General features: G+C 72.0%; 20 protein-coding genes. 12 read left to right on the top strand and 8 right to left on the bottom strand.

What is annotated here, in order from left to right:
- Window position 1: 1 nt before the first annotated feature.
- From B079_RS0122500 to B079_RS0122485, 4 genes are all read right to left on the bottom strand, one after another.
- Window positions 2–502, bottom strand: coding sequence for a roadblock/LC7 domain-containing protein (locus B079_RS0122500; RefSeq protein ID WP_018548100.1), 501 nt, complete (start codon window positions 500–502; stop codon window positions 2–4).
- 31 nt (window positions 503–533) lie between these two features.
- Window positions 534–1,415, bottom strand: a complete 882-nt coding sequence (locus tag B079_RS0122495) for a hypothetical protein (RefSeq protein ID WP_018548099.1) — start codon at window positions 1,413–1,415, stop codon at window positions 534–536.
- A complete protein-coding gene (locus B079_RS0122490) occupies window positions 1,412–1,801 on the bottom strand; it encodes a hypothetical protein (protein ID WP_026248954.1) in 390 nt (129 codons plus the stop codon). Before B079_RS0122490 ends, B079_RS0122495 begins: the two co-directional genes overlap by 4 nt.
- Window positions 1,802–1,980: 179 nt before the next feature.
- On the bottom strand, window positions 1,981–3,402 hold the full coding sequence (locus B079_RS0122485) for a diaminopimelate decarboxylase (RefSeq protein ID WP_018548097.1): 1,422 nt from the start codon (window positions 3,400–3,402) through the stop codon (window positions 1,981–1,983).
- Between the two features lie 142 nt (window positions 3,403–3,544).
- Between B079_RS0122485 and hutU the strand changes: the two genes are divergently transcribed.
- The 4 genes from hutU to hutI all read left to right on the top strand — a co-directional run bounded on the left by hutU (window position 3,545) and on the right by hutI (window position 9,073).
- On the top strand, window positions 3,545–5,209 hold the full coding sequence (hutU, locus tag B079_RS0122480) for a urocanate hydratase (protein WP_026248953.1): 1,665 nt from the start codon (window positions 3,545–3,547) through the stop codon (window positions 5,207–5,209).
- Between the two features lie 125 nt (window positions 5,210–5,334).
- The gene (locus B079_RS0122475) at window positions 5,335–6,537 is read left to right on the top strand and encodes an allantoate amidohydrolase (RefSeq protein WP_078496076.1); all 1,203 of its coding nucleotides are present in this window, start codon (window positions 5,335–5,337) and stop codon (window positions 6,535–6,537) included.
- Window positions 6,534–7,871 carry a formimidoylglutamate deiminase gene (locus B079_RS0122470; RefSeq protein ID WP_018548094.1) on the top strand — a complete coding sequence of 446 codons (1,338 nt, stop codon included), beginning with the start codon at window positions 6,534–6,536 and terminating at the stop codon, window positions 7,869–7,871. The genes B079_RS0122475 and B079_RS0122470 overlap by 4 nt, the downstream gene beginning before the upstream one ends.
- Before the next feature lie 26 nt (window positions 7,872–7,897).
- Window positions 7,898–9,073, top strand: a complete 1,176-nt coding sequence (hutI, locus tag B079_RS0122465) for an imidazolonepropionase (RefSeq protein ID WP_018548093.1) — start codon at window positions 7,898–7,900, stop codon at window positions 9,071–9,073.
- A gap of 122 nt (window positions 9,074–9,195) precedes the next feature.
- Here hutI and B079_RS0122460 read toward each other — a convergent pair whose 3' ends face one another.
- The gene (locus B079_RS0122460) at window positions 9,196–10,092 is read right to left on the bottom strand and encodes an RNA polymerase sigma factor SigF (RefSeq protein ID WP_018548092.1); all 897 of its coding nucleotides are present in this window, start codon (window positions 10,090–10,092) and stop codon (window positions 9,196–9,198) included.
- A 249-nt stretch (window positions 10,093–10,341) separates the two neighbouring features.
- Between B079_RS0122460 and B079_RS0122455 the strand changes: the two genes are divergently transcribed.
- Together B079_RS0122455 and B079_RS0122450 are read left to right on the top strand one after the other, a co-directional pair.
- A complete protein-coding gene (locus tag B079_RS0122455) occupies window positions 10,342–10,719 on the top strand; it encodes an STAS domain-containing protein (protein ID WP_018548091.1) in 378 nt (125 codons plus the stop codon).
- A gap of 282 nt (window positions 10,720–11,001) precedes the next feature.
- Window positions 11,002–11,562: an ATP-binding protein gene (locus B079_RS0122450; protein ID WP_018548090.1), complete on the top strand. Its 561-nt coding sequence runs from the start codon at window positions 11,002–11,004 to the stop codon at window positions 11,560–11,562.
- Between the two features lie 663 nt (window positions 11,563–12,225).
- On the opposite strand, the gene B079_RS0122445 is transcribed toward B079_RS0122450, so the two are convergent.
- The gene (locus B079_RS0122445) at window positions 12,226–13,728 is read right to left on the bottom strand and encodes an oligopeptide:H+ symporter (protein WP_018548089.1); all 1,503 of its coding nucleotides are present in this window, start codon (window positions 13,726–13,728) and stop codon (window positions 12,226–12,228) included.
- Window positions 13,729–14,221: 493 nt separating this feature from the next.
- Between B079_RS0122445 and B079_RS0122440 the strand changes: the two genes are divergently transcribed.
- Together B079_RS0122440 and B079_RS0122435 are read left to right on the top strand one after the other, a co-directional pair.
- On the top strand, window positions 14,222–14,899 hold the full coding sequence (locus B079_RS0122440) for a response regulator transcription factor (RefSeq protein WP_018548088.1): 678 nt from the start codon (window positions 14,222–14,224) through the stop codon (window positions 14,897–14,899).
- Between the two features lie 142 nt (window positions 14,900–15,041).
- Window positions 15,042–16,316 carry an ATP-binding protein gene (locus tag B079_RS0122435; protein WP_026248951.1) on the top strand — a complete coding sequence of 425 codons (1,275 nt, stop codon included), beginning with the start codon at window positions 15,042–15,044 and terminating at the stop codon, window positions 16,314–16,316.
- Window positions 16,317–16,345: 29 nt separating this feature from the next.
- Here the strand turns inward: B079_RS0122435 and B079_RS32585 are convergent, their stop codons facing one another.
- Window positions 16,346–16,837 (bottom strand): GtrA family protein, encoded by a 492-nt coding sequence (locus B079_RS32585; RefSeq protein ID WP_018548086.1) that lies wholly within the window; start codon window positions 16,835–16,837, stop codon window positions 16,346–16,348.
- 195 nt (window positions 16,838–17,032) lie between these two features.
- Between B079_RS32585 and B079_RS0122425 the strand changes: the two genes are divergently transcribed.
- From B079_RS0122425 to B079_RS0122415, 3 genes are read left to right on the top strand one after another with little or no spacing between them, the layout of a single operon-like run.
- Window positions 17,033–18,172 (top strand): 5-(carboxyamino)imidazole ribonucleotide synthase, encoded by a 1,140-nt coding sequence (locus tag B079_RS0122425; protein ID WP_026248950.1) that lies wholly within the window; start codon window positions 17,033–17,035, stop codon window positions 18,170–18,172.
- Window positions 18,173–18,192: 20 nt separating this feature from the next.
- The gene (gene purE / locus B079_RS0122420) at window positions 18,193–18,690 is read left to right on the top strand and encodes a 5-(carboxyamino)imidazole ribonucleotide mutase (protein ID WP_018548084.1); all 498 of its coding nucleotides are present in this window, start codon (window positions 18,193–18,195) and stop codon (window positions 18,688–18,690) included.
- 7 nt (window positions 18,691–18,697) lie between these two features.
- The gene (locus B079_RS0122415; protein WP_018548083.1) at window positions 18,698–19,876 is read left to right on the top strand and encodes a dipeptidase; all 1,179 of its coding nucleotides are present in this window, start codon (window positions 18,698–18,700) and stop codon (window positions 19,874–19,876) included.
- Here the strand turns inward: B079_RS0122415 and B079_RS0122410 are convergent.
- Complete coding sequence (locus B079_RS0122410; protein WP_018548082.1) at window positions 19,873–20,946, bottom strand: alkene reductase; 1,074 nt, start codon at window positions 20,944–20,946, stop codon at window positions 19,873–19,875. The two genes, B079_RS0122415 and B079_RS0122410, sit on opposite strands and share 4 nt — an antisense overlap.
- 71 nt (window positions 20,947–21,017) lie before the next feature.
- Here B079_RS0122410 and B079_RS0122405 point away from each other — a divergent pair, with 71 nt between their 5' ends.
- Entirely contained in the window at window positions 21,018–21,377 is a 360-nt protein-coding gene (locus tag B079_RS0122405; protein WP_018548081.1) for a MerR family transcriptional regulator, read from the top strand.
- The last annotated feature ends 11 nt before the right edge of the window (window positions 21,378–21,388 follow it).

Below are 21,388 nucleotides of genomic sequence, written 5' to 3'. Positions count from 1 at the left end.
TTCAACTGTCGGTTGCGGTAGGTGTCTCGGTGGTCGGGGTCCGCAGGACGCGCGGAGTGCGGGTGCGGGCGGCGGGCGCGGCCCGGGCGGGCCGCTCGGCGGGGCGGGCGCGCGCCTCGGCCTCGGCGGCGTCGAGCAGCTCGCCGACCCGGGCGCCGGAGCGGCGGCCCTCCAGGTGCAGCCGTCCGACGTTGACCCGGTCCTGCGCGAGCAGGGTCAGCACAGCGGTGCGCCCGGCCGCGTAGGTCGCGACGTAGCCCCGCTCGCCGCGCACCAGCAGCTCGCGGAAGCCGCCGTTGCCGGTGGCCTCGGCGACGCGTACGGCGACCCCGAGCGAAGCCGCGGTCAGCGCCGCGAGGCCGTCGGGGTCGACGCCGGGCGTGTCGTGGGCGACGACCAGGCCGTCCACGCCCGCCGCGAGGGCGCCGGTGAGCTGGGGTACCCGGGTGCGCAGCCGCCGCAGCTCGTCCAGGACGGCTTCCAGGTCCTGTTCACGCAGCATCAGCTCTGTCCTCTCGGCGGGGCGGTGCCGTTCAAAGGGCCTCCAGCGCATCCCTGAGCCTCTTCAGCAGCGCGATGTCGGGGTCGGTGACCGTCAGCAGTGGGGGAGTCGGCGGGAACGGCGGCGGTTCGGGCGCGCGGCGCACCGGGGCGGCGTGCGCCGGGGTGTCGCGTGCGGGGGCGTCGCGCACCGGGATGTCGCGCACCGGGGTGAGCAGCCCGGCCGCCGCGAGACGGCGGACGTCCACCAGCGTGTGGAACGCCTGCCGCCCCAGCTCCCGGGCGATCAGGGTGGCCGTCCGCACGCCGTCGGCCCGCTCCAGGACCGCCCTGCGGCGGGCGGTGACCGGCGCCGCCGCCACCGGCGCGACCCGGGTCAGCGGGGCGCTGTCGGTCGCCGGGTCGGGCCACAGCCGGTGCAGCAGCAACCGGCGGCGCAGCGTCTCGCGCTCCAGCGCGACCACCGGGACCGAGGGCAGCGGCCCCGCGCCCGGTGTGCCGTCGTAGCGGAAGCGGCCCGGGGTGCTGCTCGGGGCGAGCGCGAAGTACCCGGCGTCGTACAGCGCGTCCAGGTGGCACAGCTCCAGCGCGCCCTCGGGCAGCAGCCCGGAGTCCAGCAGCAGCCGGGCGGCCTCCGGGACGGTCGCCGTCCGCTCGGCCGCCCGCTGCCAGGCGGTGGCGGCGAGGGTGCCGTGGGCCGTGAGGAGCACGTCCAGGCCGGGGGCGAAAGGGCTCTCGGCGTGCACCACCCGCCCCCGCACCAGATGGAGCGTGCCGTGCTCGCGGACCAGGACGCCGGTGGCCTCCTCCTCGGCCAGGCGCCGCAGCATCGGGGAGACCGCGCCCGCGGCCCTCTCGCGCGGTCCCGTTCTGTCCCGCACCGGCAGCGGCAGAGGTATCTCGACCACGGTCATCCCAGCACCAGCCGGGAGGCCATCTCGCCGAGCCGGATGCGGGCGAGGGCGAGATTGCCCTCCTCGCGGCCGAGCCACAGATGCAGGAACACGCTGCTGTCGAAGGACGTGTCCACGAATCTCAGCAGGTGGTAGCTGTCGTGGTTGCTGATGATCACGTCCTCGACCGGTGGCCGTCCCTCGTCCGGCCCGGCGGCGGCGAACGCGCCGTGCTCGGCGGTCATCCGGGCCAGTTCGGCGGCCTCGGCGGCGGTGGTCTCATGGTCGCCGCCGGGCGCCTCCCCGACGGTGCCGAGGGCCAGTCCGCTCGTCCAGTCCACCAGCGCCGCCCCCCGGGCGCCGGGCAGCCGCATGGCTTCCAGTAAGCACTCGTCGATTCCGGGCACCGTGGCTCCCCTCCCGCCTGTGACTCCGGTTGAGTGACAACGACACTACGCATCGTGTGCGTGACGGGTGAGGGCTTTGGCATTTTCCGTTGGAACGTGCGCCCGGCGTACTAATGTGAGTCGATTGGCCCTCGTTTCAAGGACGTTGGTCCCTTTGTCCATGGGCCGTACGGTCCGCGTCAACGGCTCCCGGGCGCGTCCAGGGTCGTGAGGGCGGCGGCGTGCGCCCCTCCGGATTCGGCCACGATCTCCGCCACCGTCTGCGGGGCCCGTACGGTCGCGAACGCCACGCCCCCCGCGCCGTCCGGCATGAAGCCGTAGATCCCGGGCCGGGGAAGGGAGTTGTAGGGGTAGTGATGGGCGAAGGCGTACGCGCCCGTGTCCAGGACCGCCGCGAGGTCCCCCTGCTCCAGCGCGGGCAGCGCCCGCCCCTCGGCCAGCAGGTCGCCCGTGAAGCAGGCCGGACCCGCCACGTCCTGCACCACCTCGGGCCCGGACTTGGGCCGCCCCTCGGCGTCGTACGCCGCGATCCTGAGCGGCCACAGCCGCGGCGCGTACACCGTCCGGGTCGCCACCTGGACCCCCGCGTGCGTCACCGCGATCCGCCGCCCGCCCGCGCTCTTGGCGTACTCCACCCGGGCCACCACCGTGCCGTGCTTGGCGAGCAGCGAGCGGCCGAACTCGGTCACCAGGCCGTACCGCCCGTCGAACAGCCCCGGCACCTCCTCGGCCAGCAGCCGCGCGTACCGCGCGTGACCAGGACCGGCCGCTTCCGAGCCGAAGTCCACCGACAGACCGCCGCCGATGTCGACCGTGTCGATCTGCTGCCGCCCGGCCCGCGCGTTCACCTCCTCCGCGAGCGCGTACGCCTCCGCCACGCCCCGCGCGAGCAGCGGCAGCGGGATGCCCTGCGAACCGGTGTGGGTGTGCAGCCGGGTCAGCCAGGGCCGGTCCAGGAACGCCCGGACCACCCACTCCCGGGCCCCGTCGTCGCGCAGCCCCACCCCGAATTTGGAGGTCGCCGTCGCCGTCGAGGTCGCCCCGATGGAACCGGCGCCGAGCTGCGGGTTGACCCGGATGCCGAGCGGGGAACGGGTCGGCGCGGTGCGCACCAGTGCGTCCAGGCGGTCCAGCTCCTGCGGGCTGTCCGCGTTCACGGCGACACCGAGCGCCAGCGCCTCGCGCAGCTCGCCGGTGGTCTTGGCGGGGGAGTCGAGGACCGTGCGAGAGGCGGGCACCCCGGCCGCGCGGGCCAGCGCCAGCTCGCCGGGGCTCGCCGCCTCGGCGCCCAGGCCCGCCGTCTCCAGCAGGCTCAGCACCGGGACCAGCGGGGCGGCCTTCACGGCGAAGGCGTGCAGCACGGGCGTGCCCGGCGGCACCACGGCGTCGAACGCGGCGCGCAGGGCGGATGCCGAGGCGCGGATGCCGGTGACGTCCAGGAGGGCGACGAGCGGGGTGTCCGGGCCGAGGAGACCCTGCGCCACGGCGGCGCGGACGGCGGCGTCGCGGCGGGCGGCGCGGGCCTGCGCGCCGTCGTCCTCGTCGGGGTGGTTGTGCTCCGGGAGATCCTGCTCGGTGCCGTGCTTGGTGCCTTGCTTCACGGGGTGCCCCTCCTGCGGTCCTCGCGTCTGCCGTCGGTTCCAGCCAAACACCCGCGACGCGCGGACGGGGCCGCCCCGCGCTATTGACTAGCCCTATTCACGACTGGAGGATGTGAATAGCCGTAGCTACAGGAGGACGAAGATGTCAGGACCTCGGCCCGTACGAGCACCGCGCGGCACCGAACTGAGTGCGCTCGGCTGGCAGCAGGAGGCCGCCCTGCGGATGCTCCAGAACAACCTCGACCCCGAGGTCGCCGAGCACCCCGACCAGCTCGTCGTCTACGGCGGCACCGGCAAGGCCGCCCGCGACTGGCGCTCCTTCGACGCCATGGTCCGCACGCTGCGCACCCTCAAGCAGGACGAGACCATGCTGGTCCAGTCCGGCCGCCCGGTCGGCGTCATGCAGACCCACGAGTGGGCCCCGCGCGTCCTGATCGCCAACTCCAACCTCGTCGGCGACTGGGCCAACTGGGAGGAGTTCCGCCGCCTGGAAGCCCTCGGCCTCACCATGTACGGCCAGATGACCGCGGGCTCCTGGATCTACATCGGCACCCAGGGCATCCTCCAGGGCACCTACGAGACCTTCGCCGCCGTCGCCGCGAAGAAGTTCGGCGGCACCCTCGCGGGCACCATCACCCTGACCGCCGGACTCGGCGGCATGGGCGGCGCCCAGCCCCTCGCGGTCACCATGAACGACGGCGTGGCGATCTGTATCGACGTCGACCCCCGCGCCATCGAGCGCCGCATCGAGCACAAGTACCTCGATGTGAAGGCCGACAGCCTGGAGCACGCCCTCCAGCTCGCCACCGAGGCCCGCGACGCCCGCCGCCCGCTCTCCATCGGCGTCCTCGGCAACGCGGCGGAACTGGTCCCGCAGCTGCTCGCCATGGGCGCCCCCATCGACATCGTCACCGACCAGACCTCCGCGCACGACCCGCTGGCCTACCTCCCGGTCGGCGTCGACTTCGAGGACATGGCCTCCTACGCGGCGAAGGACCCGGCCGGGTTCACCACGCGGGCCCGCGAGTCCATGGCCCGGCACGTCGAGGCGATGGTCGGCTTCATGGACGCGGGCGCCGAGGTCTTCGACTACGGCAACTCCATCCGTGGCGAGGCCCAACTCGCCGGGTACGACCGCGCGTTCGCCTTCCCCGGCTTCGTGCCCGCCTACATCCGGCCGCTCTTCTGCGAGGGCAAGGGCCCCTTCCGCTGGGCCGCGCTCTCCGGCGACCCCGCCGACATCGCCAAGACCGACAAGGCGATGCTGGAGCTGTTCCCCGAGAACGAGTCCCTCGCCCGGTGGATCAAGATGGCCGGCGAGCGGGTGCACTTCCAGGGGCTGCCCGCGCGGATCTGCTGGCTCGGGTACGGGGAGCGGGACAAGGCGGGCGAGCGGTTCAACGACATGGTCGCGAGCGGTGAGCTTGCCGCTCCGCTGGCGATCGGTAGGGATCACCTCGACTGTGGGTCCGTCGCCTCTCCCTACCGGGAGACGGAGGCGATGCTCGACGGGTCCGACGCGATTGCCGACTGGCCGTTGCTGAACGCGATGGTCAATGTGGCTTCCGGGGCGTCGTGGGTTTCCCTCCACCATGGGGGTGGGGTGGGGATGGGGCGGTCCATTCACGCGGGGCAGGTCACGGTGGCGGACGGTACGGTGCTGGCCGGGGAGAAGATCCAGCGCGTTCTTACCAATGACCCCGGTATGGGTGTCATTCGGCATGTGGACGCGGGGTACGACATCGCGGAGTCCGTTGCTGAGGAGCGGGGTGTGCGGGTGCCTATGCGTGAGGGTGACGACGCGTGACGGACGGCAGCTCTTCGGTGGGGGCTGAGGTCTCGTCGCCGACTGCGGGCCGGGCCGTGCCCACCCGTTCCGCCCTGCGGAACGACTGCCCACAGCCCGTACGAGGCGTTGTGCCCTTCCAAGAGATGTGGGCCGAGCTGTTGCCCATCGGGCGTAGCTCCGCCTCCGGGGGCTATCGGCGTTATGCCTGGACTGGTGCCGATGCCGACTGTCGGGAGTGGTTCCGGGGGCATGCCGAAGCGCGCGGGCTGGTCTATGAGGTCGACCGGAACGGGAATCAGTGGGCCTGGCTCGGTGATCCCGCCGAGGGGGATGCCGTCGTCACCGGGTCGCATCTCGACTCCGTGCCGGATGGCGGGGCTTTCGACGGGCCGCTCGGGGTCGTGTCCTCCTTTGCCGCACTCGATGAACTGAGGTCCCGAAAAGCCCAGTTGGACCGGCCGCTCGGGATCGTCAACTTCGGGGACGAGGAGGGGGCGCGGTTCGGGCTGGCCTGTGTGGGGTCGCGGCTCAGCAGCGGGCAGTTGACCGTGGAGCAGGCTCATCGGCTCACCGACGAGGACGGGGTCACGCTGGCGCGGGCCATGGAGGCCGCCGGGTACGACCCGGAGAGGATCGGGGCCGATCGCGAACGCCTCGCCCGTATCGGGGCGTTCGTCGAGCTGCATGTCGAGCAGGGCCGGGCGCTGGACCTGTCCGGGGACCAGGTCGGCATCGCCAGTTCCATCTGGCCGCACGGGCGGTGGCGGTTCGACTTCCGGGGCGAGGCCAATCACGCGGGGACGACCCGGCTCGGGGACCGGCGTGATCCGATGCCGGTCTACGCGGAGACCGTGCTCGCCGCGCGGCGAGCCGCCGAACTCGCCGGTGCCGTGGCCACCTTCGGGAAGATCGCCGTCGAGCCCAACGGGGTCAACGCCATCCCCTCCCTGGTGCGCGGGTGGCTCGATTCCCGGGCGGCGGGGCAGGAGACCCTGGACACGGTCGTGCGGGAGATCGAGAGCGCCGCGCGGGAGCACGCACAGGCGCACGGGATCGACCTGGAGGTCGTACGGGAGTCGTTCACGCCCGTCGTGGAGTTCGACCACGCGCTGCGCGACGAACTCGCCCGGCTGCTCGGCCGGGACGCCGACCTCAAGGTGCCGGTGCTCGGGACCGGGGCCGGGCACGACGCCGGAATCCTCGCGACGAGCGTGCCGACCGCCATGCTGTTCGTACGCAACCCCACCGGTGTCTCGCACTCCCCGGCCGAGTTCGCCGCCGAGGACGACTGCGTGGCCGGGGTGCGCGCGCTCGCCGACGTACTGGAAGGACTGGCCCGCAGGTGACCGAGGGAACCTATTGGCTGGAGCACGCCTGGCTCGGTGACTATGTCGAGCCCGGCGTGACCGTCGAGGTGGCGGACGGCCGCATCACCGCCGTCCGCACCGGTACGGACGCCCCGCCGCCCGGCGCCGAGATCCTGCGCGGACTCACCCTGCCGGGACTCGCCAACGCCCACTCGCACGCCTTCCACCGCGCCCTGCGCGGCACCGTCCAGGTCGGCAGCGGCACCTTCTGGACCTGGCGCGAGGTGATGTACTCCGTCGCGGACCGGCTGACCCCCGAGACGTACCACGCGCTGGCCCGCGCGGTGTACGCCGAGATGGCCCTCGCCGGGATCACCTGCGTCGGCGAGTTCCACTATCTGCACCACGACCGGGGCGGCACTCGCTACGCCGACCCCAACGCCATGGGCGAGGCGCTGATCGAGGCCGCCGCCGAGGCAGGCATCCGGATCACCCTGCTCGACACCGCCTATCTCTCCTCCGGCTTCGGCGAGCCGCCCACCGCCCACCAGCTCCGCTTCTCCGACGGCAGTGCGGAAGCCTGGGCCGAACGCTGTTCAGTTCTCAAGGAACGGGATCACGCACGGATCGGCGCGGCCATTCACTCCGTACGGGCCGTGCCCGCCGAGGGGCTGGCCACCGTCGCCCGCTGGGTCGAGGAACGGCGGGCCCCACTGCATGTACACCTCTCGGAGCAGACCGCCGAGAACGACGCGTGTCTCGCCGCCCACGGGGTCACCCCGACCCGGCTGCTCGCGGACCACGGTGTGCTCGGGCCGCGCACCACCGGGGTGCACAACACCCACCTCACCGAGGAGGACATCCGGCTCCTCGGCGGCTCCGGCACCGGCACCTGCATGTGCCCGACCACCGAGCGCGACCTCGCGGACGGCATCGGACCCGCCGTCGCCCTCCAGCGCGCGGGCTCACCGCTCTCCCTCGGCTCCGACAGCCACGCCGTCATCGACCTGCTCGAAGAGGCGCGCGCCATGGAACTGGACGAGCGGCTGCGCACCCGCACCCGGGGCCACTGGACCGCCGCCGCGCTGCTGCGCGCCGCCACCGAGGACGGTCACGCCGCGCTCGGCTGGCCGGAGGCGGGCGCCATCGAACCCGGGCGCGCGGCCGACCTCACGACCCTCGCGCTCGACTCGGTCAGGACGGCCGGGCCGCCACCCCGGCTCGGCGCCGAGACGGCCGTATTCGCGGCGAGCGCCGCGGACGTACGGCACACGGTCGTGGGCGGGCGGCACGTCGTACGCGACGGGGCGCACGCGCTCGTACCCGATGTGCCGCGTGCGCTCGCGGACGCGATCGCGGCCCTGAGTGGCTGACCCCCACCGGCACCCACGAGGACACCATGAGCAGCAGCACCGCCATCACCCACATCGCCACGCTGGTCACCAACGACCCCTCCCTCGGTGACGGGACTCCCCTCGGACTCATCCAGGACGCGGCCCTGGTCATCGACGGCGAACGCGTCGTGTGGGCCGGTGAGTCAAGCAAAGCACCCGCCACTGACAATCGCCTCGACGCCGGGGGAAAGGCGGTCCTGCCGGGCTTCGTGGACTCCCACTCGCACCTGGTGTTCGCCGGGGACCGCACGGCCGAGTTCAACGCCCGCATGTCCGGCCGCTCCTACTCGGCGGGCGGCATCCGCACCACCGTCGCGGCCACCCGCGCCGCGAGCGACGCGGAACTGGAGGCGGGCCTCACCCGCCACCTCGCCGAGGCGCTGCGCCAGGGCACGACCACGATGGAGACCAAGTCGGGCTACGGCCTGACCGTCGAGGACGAGACCCGCGCCCTGCGCCTGGCGGCCCGGCACATCGACGAGGTCACCTATCTCGGCGCCCACATCGTCGCGCCGGAGCTGGCCGGTGACCCGGCCGCGTACGTCGCCCTGGTGACCGGCGAGATGCTGGACTCGTGCGCCCCGCACGCCCGTTGGATCGACGTGTTCTGCGAGAAGGGCGCCTTCGACGGCGACCAGGCCCGCGCGATCCTCACCGCGGGCCGGGCCAAGGGGCTGCACCCGCGCATCCACGCCAACCAGCTCTCCTACGGCCCCGGCGTCCAGCTGGCCGTCGAGCTGGACGCGGCCAGCGCCGACCACTGCACGCATCTGACCGACGCCGACGTGGACGCGCTGGCCCACAGCGACACGGTGGCCACGCTGCTGCCCGGCGCCGAGTTCTCCACCCGGGCGCAATGGCCGGACGCCAGGCGGCTGCTGGACGCGGGGGCCACGGTCGCGCTCTCCACGGACTGCAACCCCGGCTCGTCCTTCACCTCGTCCGTGCCGTTCTGTGTCGCGCTGGCCGTACGGGACATGGGCATGACCCCCGACGAGGCGGTCTGGTCCGCCACGGCGGGCGGTGCGGCGGCCCTGCGGCGCACCGACATCGGCCGCCTGGCGCCCGGCAGCCGGGCCGACCTGGTCCTGCTGGACGCGCCGAGCCATGTGCATCTGGCCTACCGGCCGGGCGTCCCGCTGGTCGAGGCGGTGTGGCGCGGGGGCGTACGGGTGGTGTGACGGGCCCCTTGTGAGGGGCACCTGACAAAACCCCGGTCGCCCCGGCCGCCCCCCGGGAACACGGTGAGGCGGCCCGGCACTGTCAGCCGAGCCGCCTCATGACCGAGGGCGAGGCGTCTGCCTCACTCCTCCACGGTGAGCCCCCTGCGCAGCCGTACCAGCGTGCGCGACAGCAGCCGGGAGACGTGCATCTGGGAGATGCCCAGCTCGTCGCCGATCTCCGACTGGGTCATGCCCGCGACGAAGCGCAGGGACAGGATCTGCCGGTCGCGGGGCGCGAGTTCGGCGATCAGCGGCTTCAGCGACTCGACGTACTCGATGCCTTCGAGCCCGTGGTCCTCGTAGCCGATGCGGTCCGCGAGCGCGCCCTCGGAGTCGTCCTCCTCGGGCTGGGCGTCCAGCGAGGCGGCGGTGTACGCGTTCGAGGCGGCCATGCCTTCGACGACCTCCTCGTTGGAGATGCCGAGCTGCTCGGCCAGTTCCGCGACGGTCGGGGCGCGGTCCAGGCGCTGGGCCAGCTCGTCCCCGGCCTTGGCCAGGTCCAGGCGCAGCTCCTGCAGTCGGCGCGGTACGCGCACGGACCACGAGGTGTCGCGGAAGAAGCGCTTGATCTCGCCGATGATGGTCGGCATCGCGAAGCTCGGGAACTCCACGCCGCGTGCCATCTCGAAGCGGTCGATCGCCTTGATCAGGCCGATCGTGCCGACCTGGACGATGTCCTCCATCGGCTCGCTGCGGGAGCGGAAGCGCGACGCGGCGAACCTGACGAGCGCCAGATTGAGTTCGACGAGGGTGTTGCGGACGTACGCGTGTTCATGGGTGCCTTCCTCCAGCGTCTCGAGGCGCTCGAAGAGGGTCTTGGAAAGTGCCCGCGCGTCCACCGGGCCGACCTCGTCGAAGGGCGGGATCTCCGGGAGACCTGCCAGGGGGTCGAGAGGATCGATGGCATGATCCAGTTGGTCCGGTGGGGGTGTCGACGTCGCGATCGGGGTATGCGATGCGTCGAGCCGGGGTGACATGGGTGTCCTCCATCGTTCTCGGCATAAGGCTGCCGAAGCCGAAATACGTGCACTGCGGTGTGCGGCGCCTCCGAAGCCGGGGTGGGGGTGTGTTGTGTCCTTACTAGCCCTACCCGCTCCACCGAGCCGGTGGCAAGTTCCTTGTGCGGCGATATGCCCGGTTTTGCGGGGTTGTTCGGGTGTCGGAGTGCGGGGGGAAGGCGTAGTGTTCGAGGGCATCAGCAGCCACGACCTCGGGAGAGAGACGGCATGGACCACGGGACGGTCGGCAGCGCACAGTCGGGCCGGCTTCTGGTGGAGGTGCGGGAAGAGGGCTCCAGCGCCGTAGTGACACCGGCGGGTGAACTCGATCACCACACCGCCGATCTACTGCGCGAGCCGCTCGACGACCTCCTGGCGAAGGGCTTCTCGCGGCTCGTCGTGGACTGCTCGCGACTGGAGTTCTGCGACTCCACGGGCCTCAATGTCCTGCTCGGCGCCCGGCTCAAGGCCGACGCCGCGGGCGGTGGGGTCCATCTGGCGGGAATGCTGCCGGTGGTCGCACGCGTGTTCGAGATCACGGGGGCGGAGGCGGTGTTCACCGTCCATGACTCCCTGGACGCCGCGCTGGCGGGCGAGGACGGCTGACGCCGCGCCCCTCGCACGATCGCGCCCGCCCGGCGCACCGGTCACGCGGAACACGCGGGTGTTCCGCGGCCTCGGTCGGGCAGGAGACATTCTGAATCGGTCGGCCGACGGCCGCTCCCTCCCGGGAACCGGCGGACGGCCTGGACGCGACGTAGGGGTGGAGGCGTGCGGGCGAGGGCGGCGCAGGCGACGGCCCGGCCGCCCGGCGGGCGGACCGCCCGCGATCCGAACGGAGTCGGACTTTTGAATCGTGAACTGGTGAATCGGTGAGGTGAAGCGCTGATGAGCACCACCCGGCCCTACTCGCCGGGCGACCGCGGCCCGGAGCCGAGCGGCGCTTCCGGGGTGCCCGAGGGGAGTGCGCCGTCCGACGGCGCGTCCGCGGGGGCAGCCGCGCCGCCCGCGCCCGCCGAGGGTGCGCGGCAGGCCCAGGGGCAGCAGGCCCGTCGGCTGAGCCTGGACGGCGAGAGCGGGGTGGTGCCGCTCGCCCGGGACTTCACCCGCCAGGCGCTGTACGCGTGGGGCTGGCTGCCCGCCTCGGGGGCCGAGCAGCGCGCCGCCGCCGAGGACGTCCTGCTCGTCGTCTCCGAGCTGGTCACCAACGCCTGCCTGCACGCCGGGGGCCCCGACGAGCTGTACCTCACCTGCGACCGCAAGGTGATCCGCCTGGAGGTCCGCGACCGCGGCACCGGCCAGCCCGCCCCCCGCACCCCGCACCGCGCGGGCCGCCCCGGCGGCCACGGCATGTTCATCGTCCAACGCCTCTGCCTCGACTGGGGCGTGGTCCGCACCCCGAACAGCCCCGGCAAAACGGTATGGGCCGAACTGGGCGCCCCAGCCTGAAGCCTGCGGCGCTTTGACTGGAACCGAAGCGCGCTTGCCGTGAGATACGCCCTCCCTGCGGACGATCCCGCCGGGAGGGCGTATCTCGTTGCGGAGTGGCCGCCGCCCGGCCCACGCGGATCACTCCCGCCCTAGAACGAACTGTGGCACCACGTGTCCCGCGCGATACGCCTCCCTGTGGATGACCTCGTCGCGAGGGCGTCGCTCGTTGTCGGGGCTGCCGGGCGGGCTTCCCTTGCGGAGTGTCGCCGTCCGGACCGTGCGCCCCGCCCGTGGCGGGCCCCGGCCGCACGTGCCTCCTGCGCGGACGCTTCGCGATATCGGCTCGGCGCCGAGGGCCGTGCTCGTCAGCCGGGCTGCCGGTCTCGGGCTCGTCCGAGGAGTGCCGTCGCGCGGACCCGCGTGGATCGGGCCGCCCCGTGGCGGTCGCCAGTCGTACGTGCCCCTGCGAGGGGTGGCCGCGCGTCCCTCTCCGCTGACGACTCTGCGGGGGAGGACGTCGTTGGTCGCGTGCTCCGCCGAACCGAGGGCTGCGCCGCCACTGTCGCTCCTGGGCGGAGAGGCTCCCAGCGTCATCCCGCGCACCGGGTGGCAGCGGTACGCGAGAGGGGCCCCGCATCTCGAGGATGCGGGGCCCCTCTCGCGGAGCGGGCAGGGGGTGGGCTAGTTGACCGAGCCCATCATCGCCTTGACCTTCTTGCGGTACATCCAGACCGCGATGCCGGCGACGACCGCGAGGACGGCTTCCAGGCCGACGAAGCCCATGCGGTCGAGGTTGACGCCGCCGATGGCCGGGTTGGACAGGAGGGCGGTGACCGAGTCGCCCGCGGTGACCGCGAGGAACCAGACGCCCATCATCTGGGAGGCGTACTTCTTCGGCGCCATCTTGGTGGTCACGGACAGACCCACCGGGGACAGCGTCAGCTCACCGACGGTCTGCACGAAGTAGATCGCGACCAGCCACAGCGCGGCGGCCTTGTGACCGCCCTCGGCGATGGACAGCGGAGCCAGGAAGAGGAAGAAGGACGCACCGACCAGCACGAGACCGGAGGCGAACTTCACCATGGTGCTCGGCTCCTTGCCGCGCCGGTTCAGCCACAGCCACAGCCAGGCGAACACCGGGGCCAGGGCCATGATCATGACCGGGTTGACCGACTGGTACCAGGAGACCGGGAAGTTCCAGCCGGCGATCGTGTTCTTGGCCGACGCGTCGGCGAAGATCGACAGGGTCGAACCACCCTGGTCGTAGATCATCCAGAACACGGCCGCGGCGACGAAGAACCAGATGTACGCGGACACCTTCGAGCGCTCGGAGTCGTCCAGCTCCTTGTCCCGGCGGATACGGGCGATCACCATGATCGGGATGACCAGGCCGATGATCGTCAGCGGGATCAGCGCCCAGTTCAGGGTGAAGTGACCGGTGCCGCCGACGATGCCGTAGAACACCACGGCGATGGCGAGCCAGATCAGGCCCTTGCGCAGCGTGGAGCGCTTCTCCTCGGCGGTGAGCGGCGTCGGGACGACGTTGCTCTGCTCGCTCAGGTGACGGCCGCCCAGCAGGTACTGGCCCAGGCCCAGGGCCATGCCGAGCGCGGCGATGGCGAAGCCGAGGTGCCAGCCGACGTTCTCACCGACCGTGCCGATGATCAGCGGCGCGATGAAGGCACCGAGGTTGATGCCGATGTAGAAGAGCGTGAAGCCACCGTCACGGCGCGCGTCGTCCGGACCCTTGTACAGGTGGCCGACCATGGTGGAGATGTTGGCCTTCAGCAGACCGGAACCGATCGCGACCAGACCCAGGCCCACGAAGAAGCTCGCGGAGACCGGCAGCGCCAGGCACAGATGGCCGAGCATGATGATCAGACCGGAAACGGCCACCGTCCGGCGAGGACCGAGCAGACGGTCCGCGACCCAGCCGCCGGGAAGGGCGAGCAGGTAGACGAGCGACACATACACGGAGTAGATCGCGGTCGCCGTGCCCGCGTTCATGTGCAGGCCGCTGGGGGCGACCAGGTACAGCGGGAGCAGGGCCCTCATGCCGTAGTAGGAGAAACGCTCCCACATCTCGGTCATGAAGAGGGTGGCCAGTCCGCGGGGGTGGCCGAAGAAGGTCTTCTCGGCCCCGATGTCCGGGCGGACCGAGTCCTTCGTCAGGCTGGACGCCATGGTCGTTCCTTGCTGGTCGGGACGCGCGTTGGAGCGCGGCGCGCCCGGTGGGGGTGCGGCCGGCACCGGCAGGTCGGACGTCCACCCCCACGCCAAGGGGGCCCCGCCTCCCGAGGGAGCGGCGGACGGCGACCACCGGGATCCACGCCCCGTACGCGTCACTGCGTCCGGAGCCCGGCCAGAGGTCATTCCTTTCAAGGCCGGACGTTGTCCAGCCCGCACACCAAAGAAAGAGACCCTTGGCGACATGTGCCCGCCAAGAGGTCCCCGGTGTGTGCTACAGGCGTTCAGATCACCATACGGCAGGAGACTGCCGGATATGGAAGGACTTGAGACGCGGATCACAGGAAACAGGGGAACCGCGCAAGTGGTTTCCAAGGCTCTTCCACGATCCCACGCCGCGAGCACTGGTTTGTACCAGCGGGGGACAAAGGTAAGAGCGCGGTGGCCGACCACACCCCGACTCCCCGCGCGGGCGGTCTACCATCACCTCATGACCCGTGTACTGCTCGCCGAGGACGACGCGTCCATCTCGGAGCCGCTGGCCCGCGCCCTGCGCCGGGAAGGTTACGAGGTCGAGGTCCGCGAGGACGGCCCCACCGCGCTCGACGCCGGAATGCAGGGCGGTGTCGACCTGGTCGTGCTGGACCTGGGCCTGCCCGGCATGGACGGCCTTGAGGTCGCCCGCCGACTGCGTGCCGACGGCCACACCGTGCCGATCCTCATCCTGACCGCGCGCGCCGACGAGGTGGACACCGTCGTCGGCCTCGACGCGGGCGCCGACGACTACGTCACCAAGCCCTTCCGCCTCGCCGAACTGCTCGCCCGCGTCCGGGCCCTGCTGCGGCGCGGCGCGACCGAGCCGCAGCAGCCGCCGGCCACCCATGGCGTACGGATCGACGTCGAGTCGCACCGGGCGTGGATGGGGGAGGAGGAACTTCAGCTCACGGCCAAGGAGTTCGACCTGCTGCGGGTGCTCGTCCGGGACGCGGGGCGGGTCGTCACGCGTGACCAGCTCATGCGGGAGGTGTGGGACACGACGTGGTGGTCGTCCACCAAGACGCTGGACATGCACATCTCGTGGCTGCGGAAGAAGCTCGGTGATGATGCGGCTAACCCGCGGTACATCGCCACGGTGCGTGGAGTCGGGTTCCGGTTCGAGAAGAGCTGAGTTTCGCCTTCCGGGGAGGGGCTGCCGGTTCGTCGGCGGCTTTCCCCCTCGTCGTGGGCATTCGCGCAGTTCCCCGCGCCCCTTAGGGGGCTGCAGCTGGGCGGGGGAGACTGGTGGTCCTTAGTTCTAGCGGAGGGCCCTCGTGCGTCGTCGTCTCATTCAGTCCACGCTTGCCGTCGTGCTGGTGGTGATCGCGGTCTTCGGGGTGTCCCTGGTGATCGTCGAGACCCGGACGATCAGCAACAGTGCCCAGGAACGCGTCGAGTCCGAGGCGGTCCGGCTGGCCAGCATCGTGGACAGCCGCATCCTCGCCTCCGAGCACGTCGACGCCAAGGCGCTGCGCAACCCGGTCAGCAAGGACCAGTACGCCGTCATCCGCATCCCCGGCCGGGCCCCGATCGAGATCGGCACCCGGCCCAAGGGCGACGTCATCCACTCCACGCAGCGCGGCGAGGAGGGCGAGACGGTCACCGTGCAGGAGCCCCGCTCCGCCGTGACCCGTGAGGTCGGCCGCACCCTGCTGATCATCGGCCTGGTCGCGCTGCTCGCCGTGATCGCCGCCGTCCTGCTCGCCGTACGCCAGGCCAACCGGCTCGCCTCCCCGCTCACCGACCTCGCCGAGACCGCCGAACGCCTCGGCTCCGGCGACCCCCGCCCCAGGCACAAGCGCTACGGCGTCCCCGAGCTGGACCGGGTCGCGGACGTGCTCGACTCCTCCGCCGAGCGCATCGGCCGGATGCTCACCGCCGAACGGCGCCTGGCCGCCGACGCCTCCCACCAGCTGCGGACGCCGCTGACCGCGCTGTCCATGCGCCTGGAGGAGATCACCCTCACCGACGACCCGGACACGGTGAAGGAGGAGGCCACCATCGCGCTGGCGCAGGTGGAGCGGCTGACCGACGTGGTGGAGCGGCTGCTGACCAACTCGCGCGACCCGCGCACCGGCTCCGCCGTCTCCTTCGACCTGGACGAGGTCATCCAGCAGCAGCTCGCCGAGTGGCGCCCCGCCTACCGCAGCGTGGGCCGGGCCATCGTCAGCTCCGGCAAGCGGCATCTGAAGGCGGTCGGCACGCCCGGCGCGGTCGCCCAGGTGCTGGCCGCGCTGATCGAGAACTCGCTGATGCACGGCGGCGGCACCGTCGCCCTGCGCACCCGGGTCATCGGCAACCAGGCCGTCATCGAGGTCACCGACGAGGGCACCGGCATCCCGGCCGACCTCGGCGCGCGGATCTTCGAGCGGACCATCAGCGGCCGCAACTCCACCGGGATCGGGCTCGCCGTCGCCCGTGACCTGGCCGAGGCCGACGGGGGCCGCCTGGAACTGCTCCAGACCCAGCCCGCGGTCTTCGGCCTCTTCCTGTCCCGTACGGCCCCGTCGCCCAAGGCGGACGGCGAGGGGCGGCCCACGGTCCGCTGAGGACGGGCGCCGACGGACCGGGAACCCGGCTAGCGCACCCGCTCCTTCTCGTCCGGCCGGGGCCCGCCCGAGCCCTTGACGACCGAGTCGCCCCCGGCGGGCAGCGCGCGGAAGACCCAGGTGCGGTACGACCAGAAGCGGAAGAGCGTCGCGACGGCGATGCCGAGGAACTTGAAGACGTTGCTCTGCAGCGGGGTGTCCCAGCCGAACCCGTAGGTGGCCAGGTACAGTACGCCGTTCTCGATGACCAGGCCGATCGCGCTGAACACCAGGAACAGCGTCAGCTCCCGGGTGCGCCCGCCCTTGTCGCGGTCCCGGTACGTCCAGTAACGGAAGCCCACGTAGTTGAAGATGATCGCGACGATGGTCGCGATGATGCTGGCGCGCACCACCGGCAGGTCGGACACGTGCCGGACCAGGTTGAACACGCCCAGATTGACCAGGACACCGGCACCGCCGACGGCACCGAACTTGGCCAGCTCGCGCGCGAGCCGGTGCAGCCCCGAGGAACGGTGTTCCATGGCTGTGCAGCTCCCGTCCGTAGCTTCCATAGGCCCAGCCATGCTATCCACGCGACCTTCACGATGCCCGCCCACCGGGCCACAGCCGGGAAACGGGTCGGCAAGAGCCGGGCAAGGGGCGGGTAAGAGAACGCGCACGGGGGCGTACGCACGCGCGCGAGCCGGGCCGGTCCGCGCGGCCGATACGCTAGGGGGGTGACGTTCCCGGTAGTCGGCATGGTCGGCGGGGGGCAGCTCGCGCGTATGACGCACGAGGCGGGCATCCCGTTGGGCATCAGGTTCAAGCTCCTCAGTGACACCCCTCAGGATTCCGCGGCGCAGGTCGTCAGCGATGTCGTCATCGGCGACTACCGCGACCTGGACACGCTGCGTGAGTTCGCGCGCGGCTGTGACGTGATCACCTTCGATCACGAGCACGTGCCGACCGAGCACCTACGGGCCCTGGAGGCGGACGGCATCCCCGTGCGCCCGGGGCCCGACGCGCTCGTGCACGCCCAGGACAAGGGCGTGATGCGCGCGAAGCTCACCGAGATCGGGGTGCCCTGCCCGCGCCACCGCATCGTGCGCGATCCCGCCGACGTGGCGGCGTTCGCGGCGGAGGGCGAGGGATTCCCCGTCGTCCTCAAGACCGTGCGCGGCGGTTACGACGGCAAGGGCGTGTGGGTCGTGGACTCCGTGGCGGAGGCCGCCGAGCCCTTCCGCGCCGGTGTGCCGGTCCTCGCCGAGGAGAAGGTCGACTTCGTCCGCGAGCTGGCCGCCAATGTCGTACGCTCCCCGCACGGCCAGGCCGTCGCCTACCCGGTCGTGGAGTCCCGCCAGGTCGCCGGGGTGTGCGACACCGTGATCGCCCCCGCGCCCGGCCTGGACGAGGGACTGGCGCTGAAGGCCGAGGAGATGGCGCTGACCATCGCCAAGGAACTCGGCGTCGTCGGCCACCTCGCCGTCGAGCTGTTCCAGACCCGCGACGGCCGCGTCCTCGTCAACGAGCTGGCCATGCGCCCGCACAACTCGGGCCACTGGTCCATGGACGGCGCGATCACCTCGCAGTTCGCCAACCACGTCCGCGCGGTGCTCGACCTCCCCCTCGGCGACCCGCGCCCGCGCGCCCCCTGGACGGTCATGGTGAACGTCCTCGGCGGCGACTACCCGGACATGTACTCGGCGTACCTGCACTGCATGGCCCGCGACCCCCAGCTGAAGATCCACATGTATGGCAAGGACGTCAAACCCGGCCGCAAGGTGGGTCACGTCAACACCTACGGCGACGACCTGGACGACGTACTGGAACGCGCCCGTCACGCAGCCGGCTATCTGAAGGGCACGATCACCGAATGAGCCCCCTCGTTGGCATCGTCATGGGGTCGGACTCCGACTGGCCCGTCATGGAAGCCGCCGCCCAGGCACTGGACGAGTTCGAGATCCCCTACGAGGTCGATGTCGTCTCCGCGCACCGGATGCCGCGCGAGATGATCGCCTACGGCGAGCAGGCCGCCGAGCGCGGGCTCAAGGCGATCATCGCGGGCGCGGGCGGCGCCGCCCACCTGCCCGGCATGCTGGCCTCCGTGACCCCGCTCCCGGTGATCGGCGTGCCGGTCCCGCTGAAGTACCTGGACGGCATGGACTCCCTGCTGTCGATCGTCCAGATGCCCGCCGGTGTCCCGGTCGCCACGGTCTCCGTCGCCGGTGCCCGCAACGCCGGTCTCCTCGCGGCCCGCATGCTCGCCGCCCACGACGAGGACCTGCTCCAGCGGATGCGCGACTTCCAGCAGGACCTCAACGACCAGGCCACCGAGAAGGGCAAGCGCCTGCGCTCCAAGGTCGAGGGCTCGAACGGCTTCGGATTCGGAAAGTAGGACGCGCATGACCTCCCTGGACGAAGCCCGCTCGCTGCTGCGCGAGTTCCCCGTGGTCGACGGCCACAACGACCTGCCGTGGGCGCTGCGGGAGCAGGTCGCCTACGACCTGACCGCGCGGGACATCGCCGGTCACCAGAACGCCCATCTGCACACCGACCTGCCGCGCCTGCGCGAGGGCGGCGTCGGGGCGCAGTACTGGTCGGTCTACGTGCGCTCGGACCTGCCCGACGCGGTGCCCGCGACGCTGGAGCAGATCGACTGCGTGACGCGGCTGATCGAGCGGTACCCGGACGCGCTGGCGCCCGCGCTGACCGCCGCGGACATGGAGGCGGCGCGCGCCTCGGGCCGTATCGCCTCCCTGATGGGCGCCGAGGGCGGCCACTCCATCGCCAACTCGCTGGGCACGCTGCGGGGCCTGTACGCGCTCGGTGTGCGGTACATGACGCTCACCCACAACGACAACGTGGACTGGGCGGACTCGGCGACCGACGAGCCGAAGGCGGGCGGTCTGACGGCCTTCGGCCGCGAGGTCGTGCGCGAGATGAACCGCCTCGGCATGCTCGTCGACCTCTCCCACGTCGCGGCGACGACGATGCGGGACGCGCTGGACGCCTCCTCGGCGCCGGTGATCTTCTCCCACTCGTCCTCGCGCGCGGTGTGCGACCACCCGCGCAACGTCCCGGACGACGTGCTGGAACGCCTCCCCGCCAACGGCGGCATGGCCATGGTGACCTTCGTACCGAAGTTCGTCCTCCAGGCCGCCGTCGACTGGACGGTCGCCGCCGACGAGAACATGCGGGCGCACGGCTTCCACCACCTCGACACCACCGAGGCGGGAATGAAGGTCCACCGCGCCTTCGAGGAGACCCACCCGCGCCCCATCGCCACGGTGTCCACCGTCGCCGACCACCTCGACCACATGCGCGAGGTCGCCGGCATCGACCACCTCGGCATCGGCGGCGACTACGACGGCACCCCCTTCACCCCCGACGGCCTCAACGACGTCTCCGGCTACCCCAACCTCATCGCCGAACTCCTCGACCGGGGCTGGTCCAAGCCCGACCTCGCCAAGCTGACCTGGCAGAACGCGGTCCGCGCCCTCGGCGCCGCAGAGGACGTCTCCCGCGGCCTGCGCGCCACGCGCCCGGCGTCCACGGCGACGATCGAGTCCCTGGACGGCTAGCCGACGAGGGCGGGGTAGTCGGTGTAGCCGTCGGCCCCGCCCACGTACATCAGATACCGCTCGCGGAGCGGATTGAGCGGCGCGTTCCGGCGCAGCCGCTCGACGAGATCCGGGTTGGCGAGGAACGGCCGCCCCAGCGCGACCAGTTCGGCTCCGGCGGCCAGCATCTCCCGGCAGGCCCGGGCGACCGCCTCGGTGGTGAGGTCGGTCAGCACGGGGTTGCCGATCAGGACGCCCGGCCAGTCGGCCCGCAGCCGCCGGTACAGCGCGCTGCCGGGCTCGGCGCGCACGAGGTGCAGATAGGCGAGGTCCAGCTCGCGCAGCCGGTGCACGAGCGCGGGGTAGAGGGCGTCGGTGTCGTCCTCGCGGATGCCGTTGACCGTGCCGCCGGGCGAGATCCGCACCCCCACCCGCTCGACCCCGATCGCCTCGGCGACGGCCTCGGTCACCTCCACGGTGAACCGCACCCGCCGCTCGACGGCCCCGCCGTACGCGTCGGTACGGAGGTTGGTGTTCCCGGCGAGGAACTGGTGCAGCAGATGCCCGTTGGCCGAGTGCACCTCCACCCCCTCGAACCCGGCGTCGACCGCCCGGCGCGCGGCCTCGGCGAAGTCGGCGACGGTGGCGTGGATGTCGTCGGTGGTCATCGCCCGGGGCACGGGGGCGGGAAGACGCCCCTCCCGTGTGAAGATCGTCTCGGGCAGCGGGACGGCAGAGGGCGCCACGGGGGTCAGCCCGGTGGTCAGCGGATGGCTGACCCGCCCGCCGTGCTGGAGCTGGAGGAACATCCGCCCACCGGCTTCTGCGACGGCCTCGGTCACCTTCCGCCAGCCCTCGGTGTGCCGGTCGGTGTGGAGGGCGGCGATGTCCGGGTACGTCTGTCCGACCGCGTTGGGCGTCGCCGCCTCACCGATGATCAGACCGGCGGAGGCGCGCTGTGCGTAGTACTCGGCCATGAGCGGGGTCGGCGTGCCGTCGGGCTCCGCGCGGTTACGGGTCAGCGGGGCCATCACGAGAGGGTGGGGGAGCGCCAGCCGGCCGAGCCGGGCGGGGGCCAGGAAGTCCGTCATGGCCGTACCGTAGAAGCTGACACTGATGTCAGATTCAAGCGCGGAGGGCGCCATGCGGAGCGGAGGCTGCCATGCGGATCGGTGAACTGGCCCGGCGCACCGGAGTGAGCGAGCGGTCCCTGCGCTACTACGAGACCCAGGGCCTGCTCTCCGCCGACCGCACCCCCGGCGGCCACCGCGACTACCCGGCGACCGCCGTGGACCGCGTCGTCCGCATCCAGGAGCTCTACGCGGCGGGCCTGCACAGCCCCAAGATCCGCGACCTCCTCCCCTGCATGCGCGACCAGGACGGCGGCCCCTCCGCGACCGCCACCCCCCGCCTCCTCGAAGACCTCACCGCCGAACGCGACCGCATCGACCGCCTGATCACCGACCTCAAGCGGTCCCGGGCGACGCTGGAGGAGGTCATCGAGGCGGCGAAGGAAGGCTAGGCCGGGCGGTT

The sequence above is a fragment of the Streptomyces sp. LaPpAH-108 genome (assembly GCF_000373625.1).
Classification (GTDB): Bacteria; Actinomycetota; Actinomycetes; order Streptomycetales; family Streptomycetaceae; genus Streptomyces.
This window is presented reverse-complemented; position numbering and strand designations above follow the sequence as displayed.

Excerpts from the sequence above, each read along its gene's own strand:
- B079_RS0122500 (WP_018548100.1), bottom strand. The coding sequence starts at position 502 with ATGCTGCGTGAACAGGACCTGGAAGCCGTCCTGGACGAGCTGCGGCGG.
- B079_RS0122495 (WP_018548099.1), bottom strand. The coding sequence starts at position 1,415 with ATGACCGTGGTCGAGATACCTCTGCCGCTGCCGGTGCGGGACAGAACG.
- hutU (WP_026248953.1), top strand. The coding sequence starts at position 3,545 with ATGTCAGGACCTCGGCCCGTACGAGCACCGCGCGGCACCGAACTGAGT.
- B079_RS0122475 (WP_078496076.1), top strand. The coding sequence starts at position 5,335 with ATGTGGGCCGAGCTGTTGCCCATCGGGCGTAGCTCCGCCTCCGGGGGC.
- hutI (WP_018548093.1), top strand. The coding sequence starts at position 7,898 with ATGAGCAGCAGCACCGCCATCACCCACATCGCCACGCTGGTCACCAAC.
- B079_RS0122460 (WP_018548092.1), bottom strand. The coding sequence starts at position 10,092 with ATGTCACCCCGGCTCGACGCATCGCATACCCCGATCGCGACGTCGACA.
- B079_RS0122455 (WP_018548091.1), top strand. The coding sequence starts at position 10,342 with ATGGACCACGGGACGGTCGGCAGCGCACAGTCGGGCCGGCTTCTGGTG.
- B079_RS0122450 (WP_018548090.1), top strand. The coding sequence starts at position 11,002 with ATGAGCACCACCCGGCCCTACTCGCCGGGCGACCGCGGCCCGGAGCCG.
- B079_RS0122445 (WP_018548089.1), bottom strand. The coding sequence starts at position 13,728 with ATGGCGTCCAGCCTGACGAAGGACTCGGTCCGCCCGGACATCGGGGCC.
- B079_RS0122440 (WP_018548088.1), top strand. The coding sequence starts at position 14,222 with ATGACCCGTGTACTGCTCGCCGAGGACGACGCGTCCATCTCGGAGCCG.
- B079_RS32585 (WP_018548086.1), bottom strand. The coding sequence starts at position 16,837 with ATGGAACACCGTTCCTCGGGGCTGCACCGGCTCGCGCGCGAGCTGGCC.
- purE (WP_018548084.1), top strand. The coding sequence starts at position 18,193 with ATGGGGTCGGACTCCGACTGGCCCGTCATGGAAGCCGCCGCCCAGGCA.
- B079_RS0122415 (WP_018548083.1), top strand. The coding sequence starts at position 18,698 with ATGACCTCCCTGGACGAAGCCCGCTCGCTGCTGCGCGAGTTCCCCGTG.
- B079_RS0122410 (WP_018548082.1), bottom strand. The coding sequence starts at position 20,946 with ATGACGGACTTCCTGGCCCCCGCCCGGCTCGGCCGGCTGGCGCTCCCC.
- B079_RS0122405 (WP_018548081.1), top strand. The coding sequence starts at position 21,018 with ATGCGGATCGGTGAACTGGCCCGGCGCACCGGAGTGAGCGAGCGGTCC.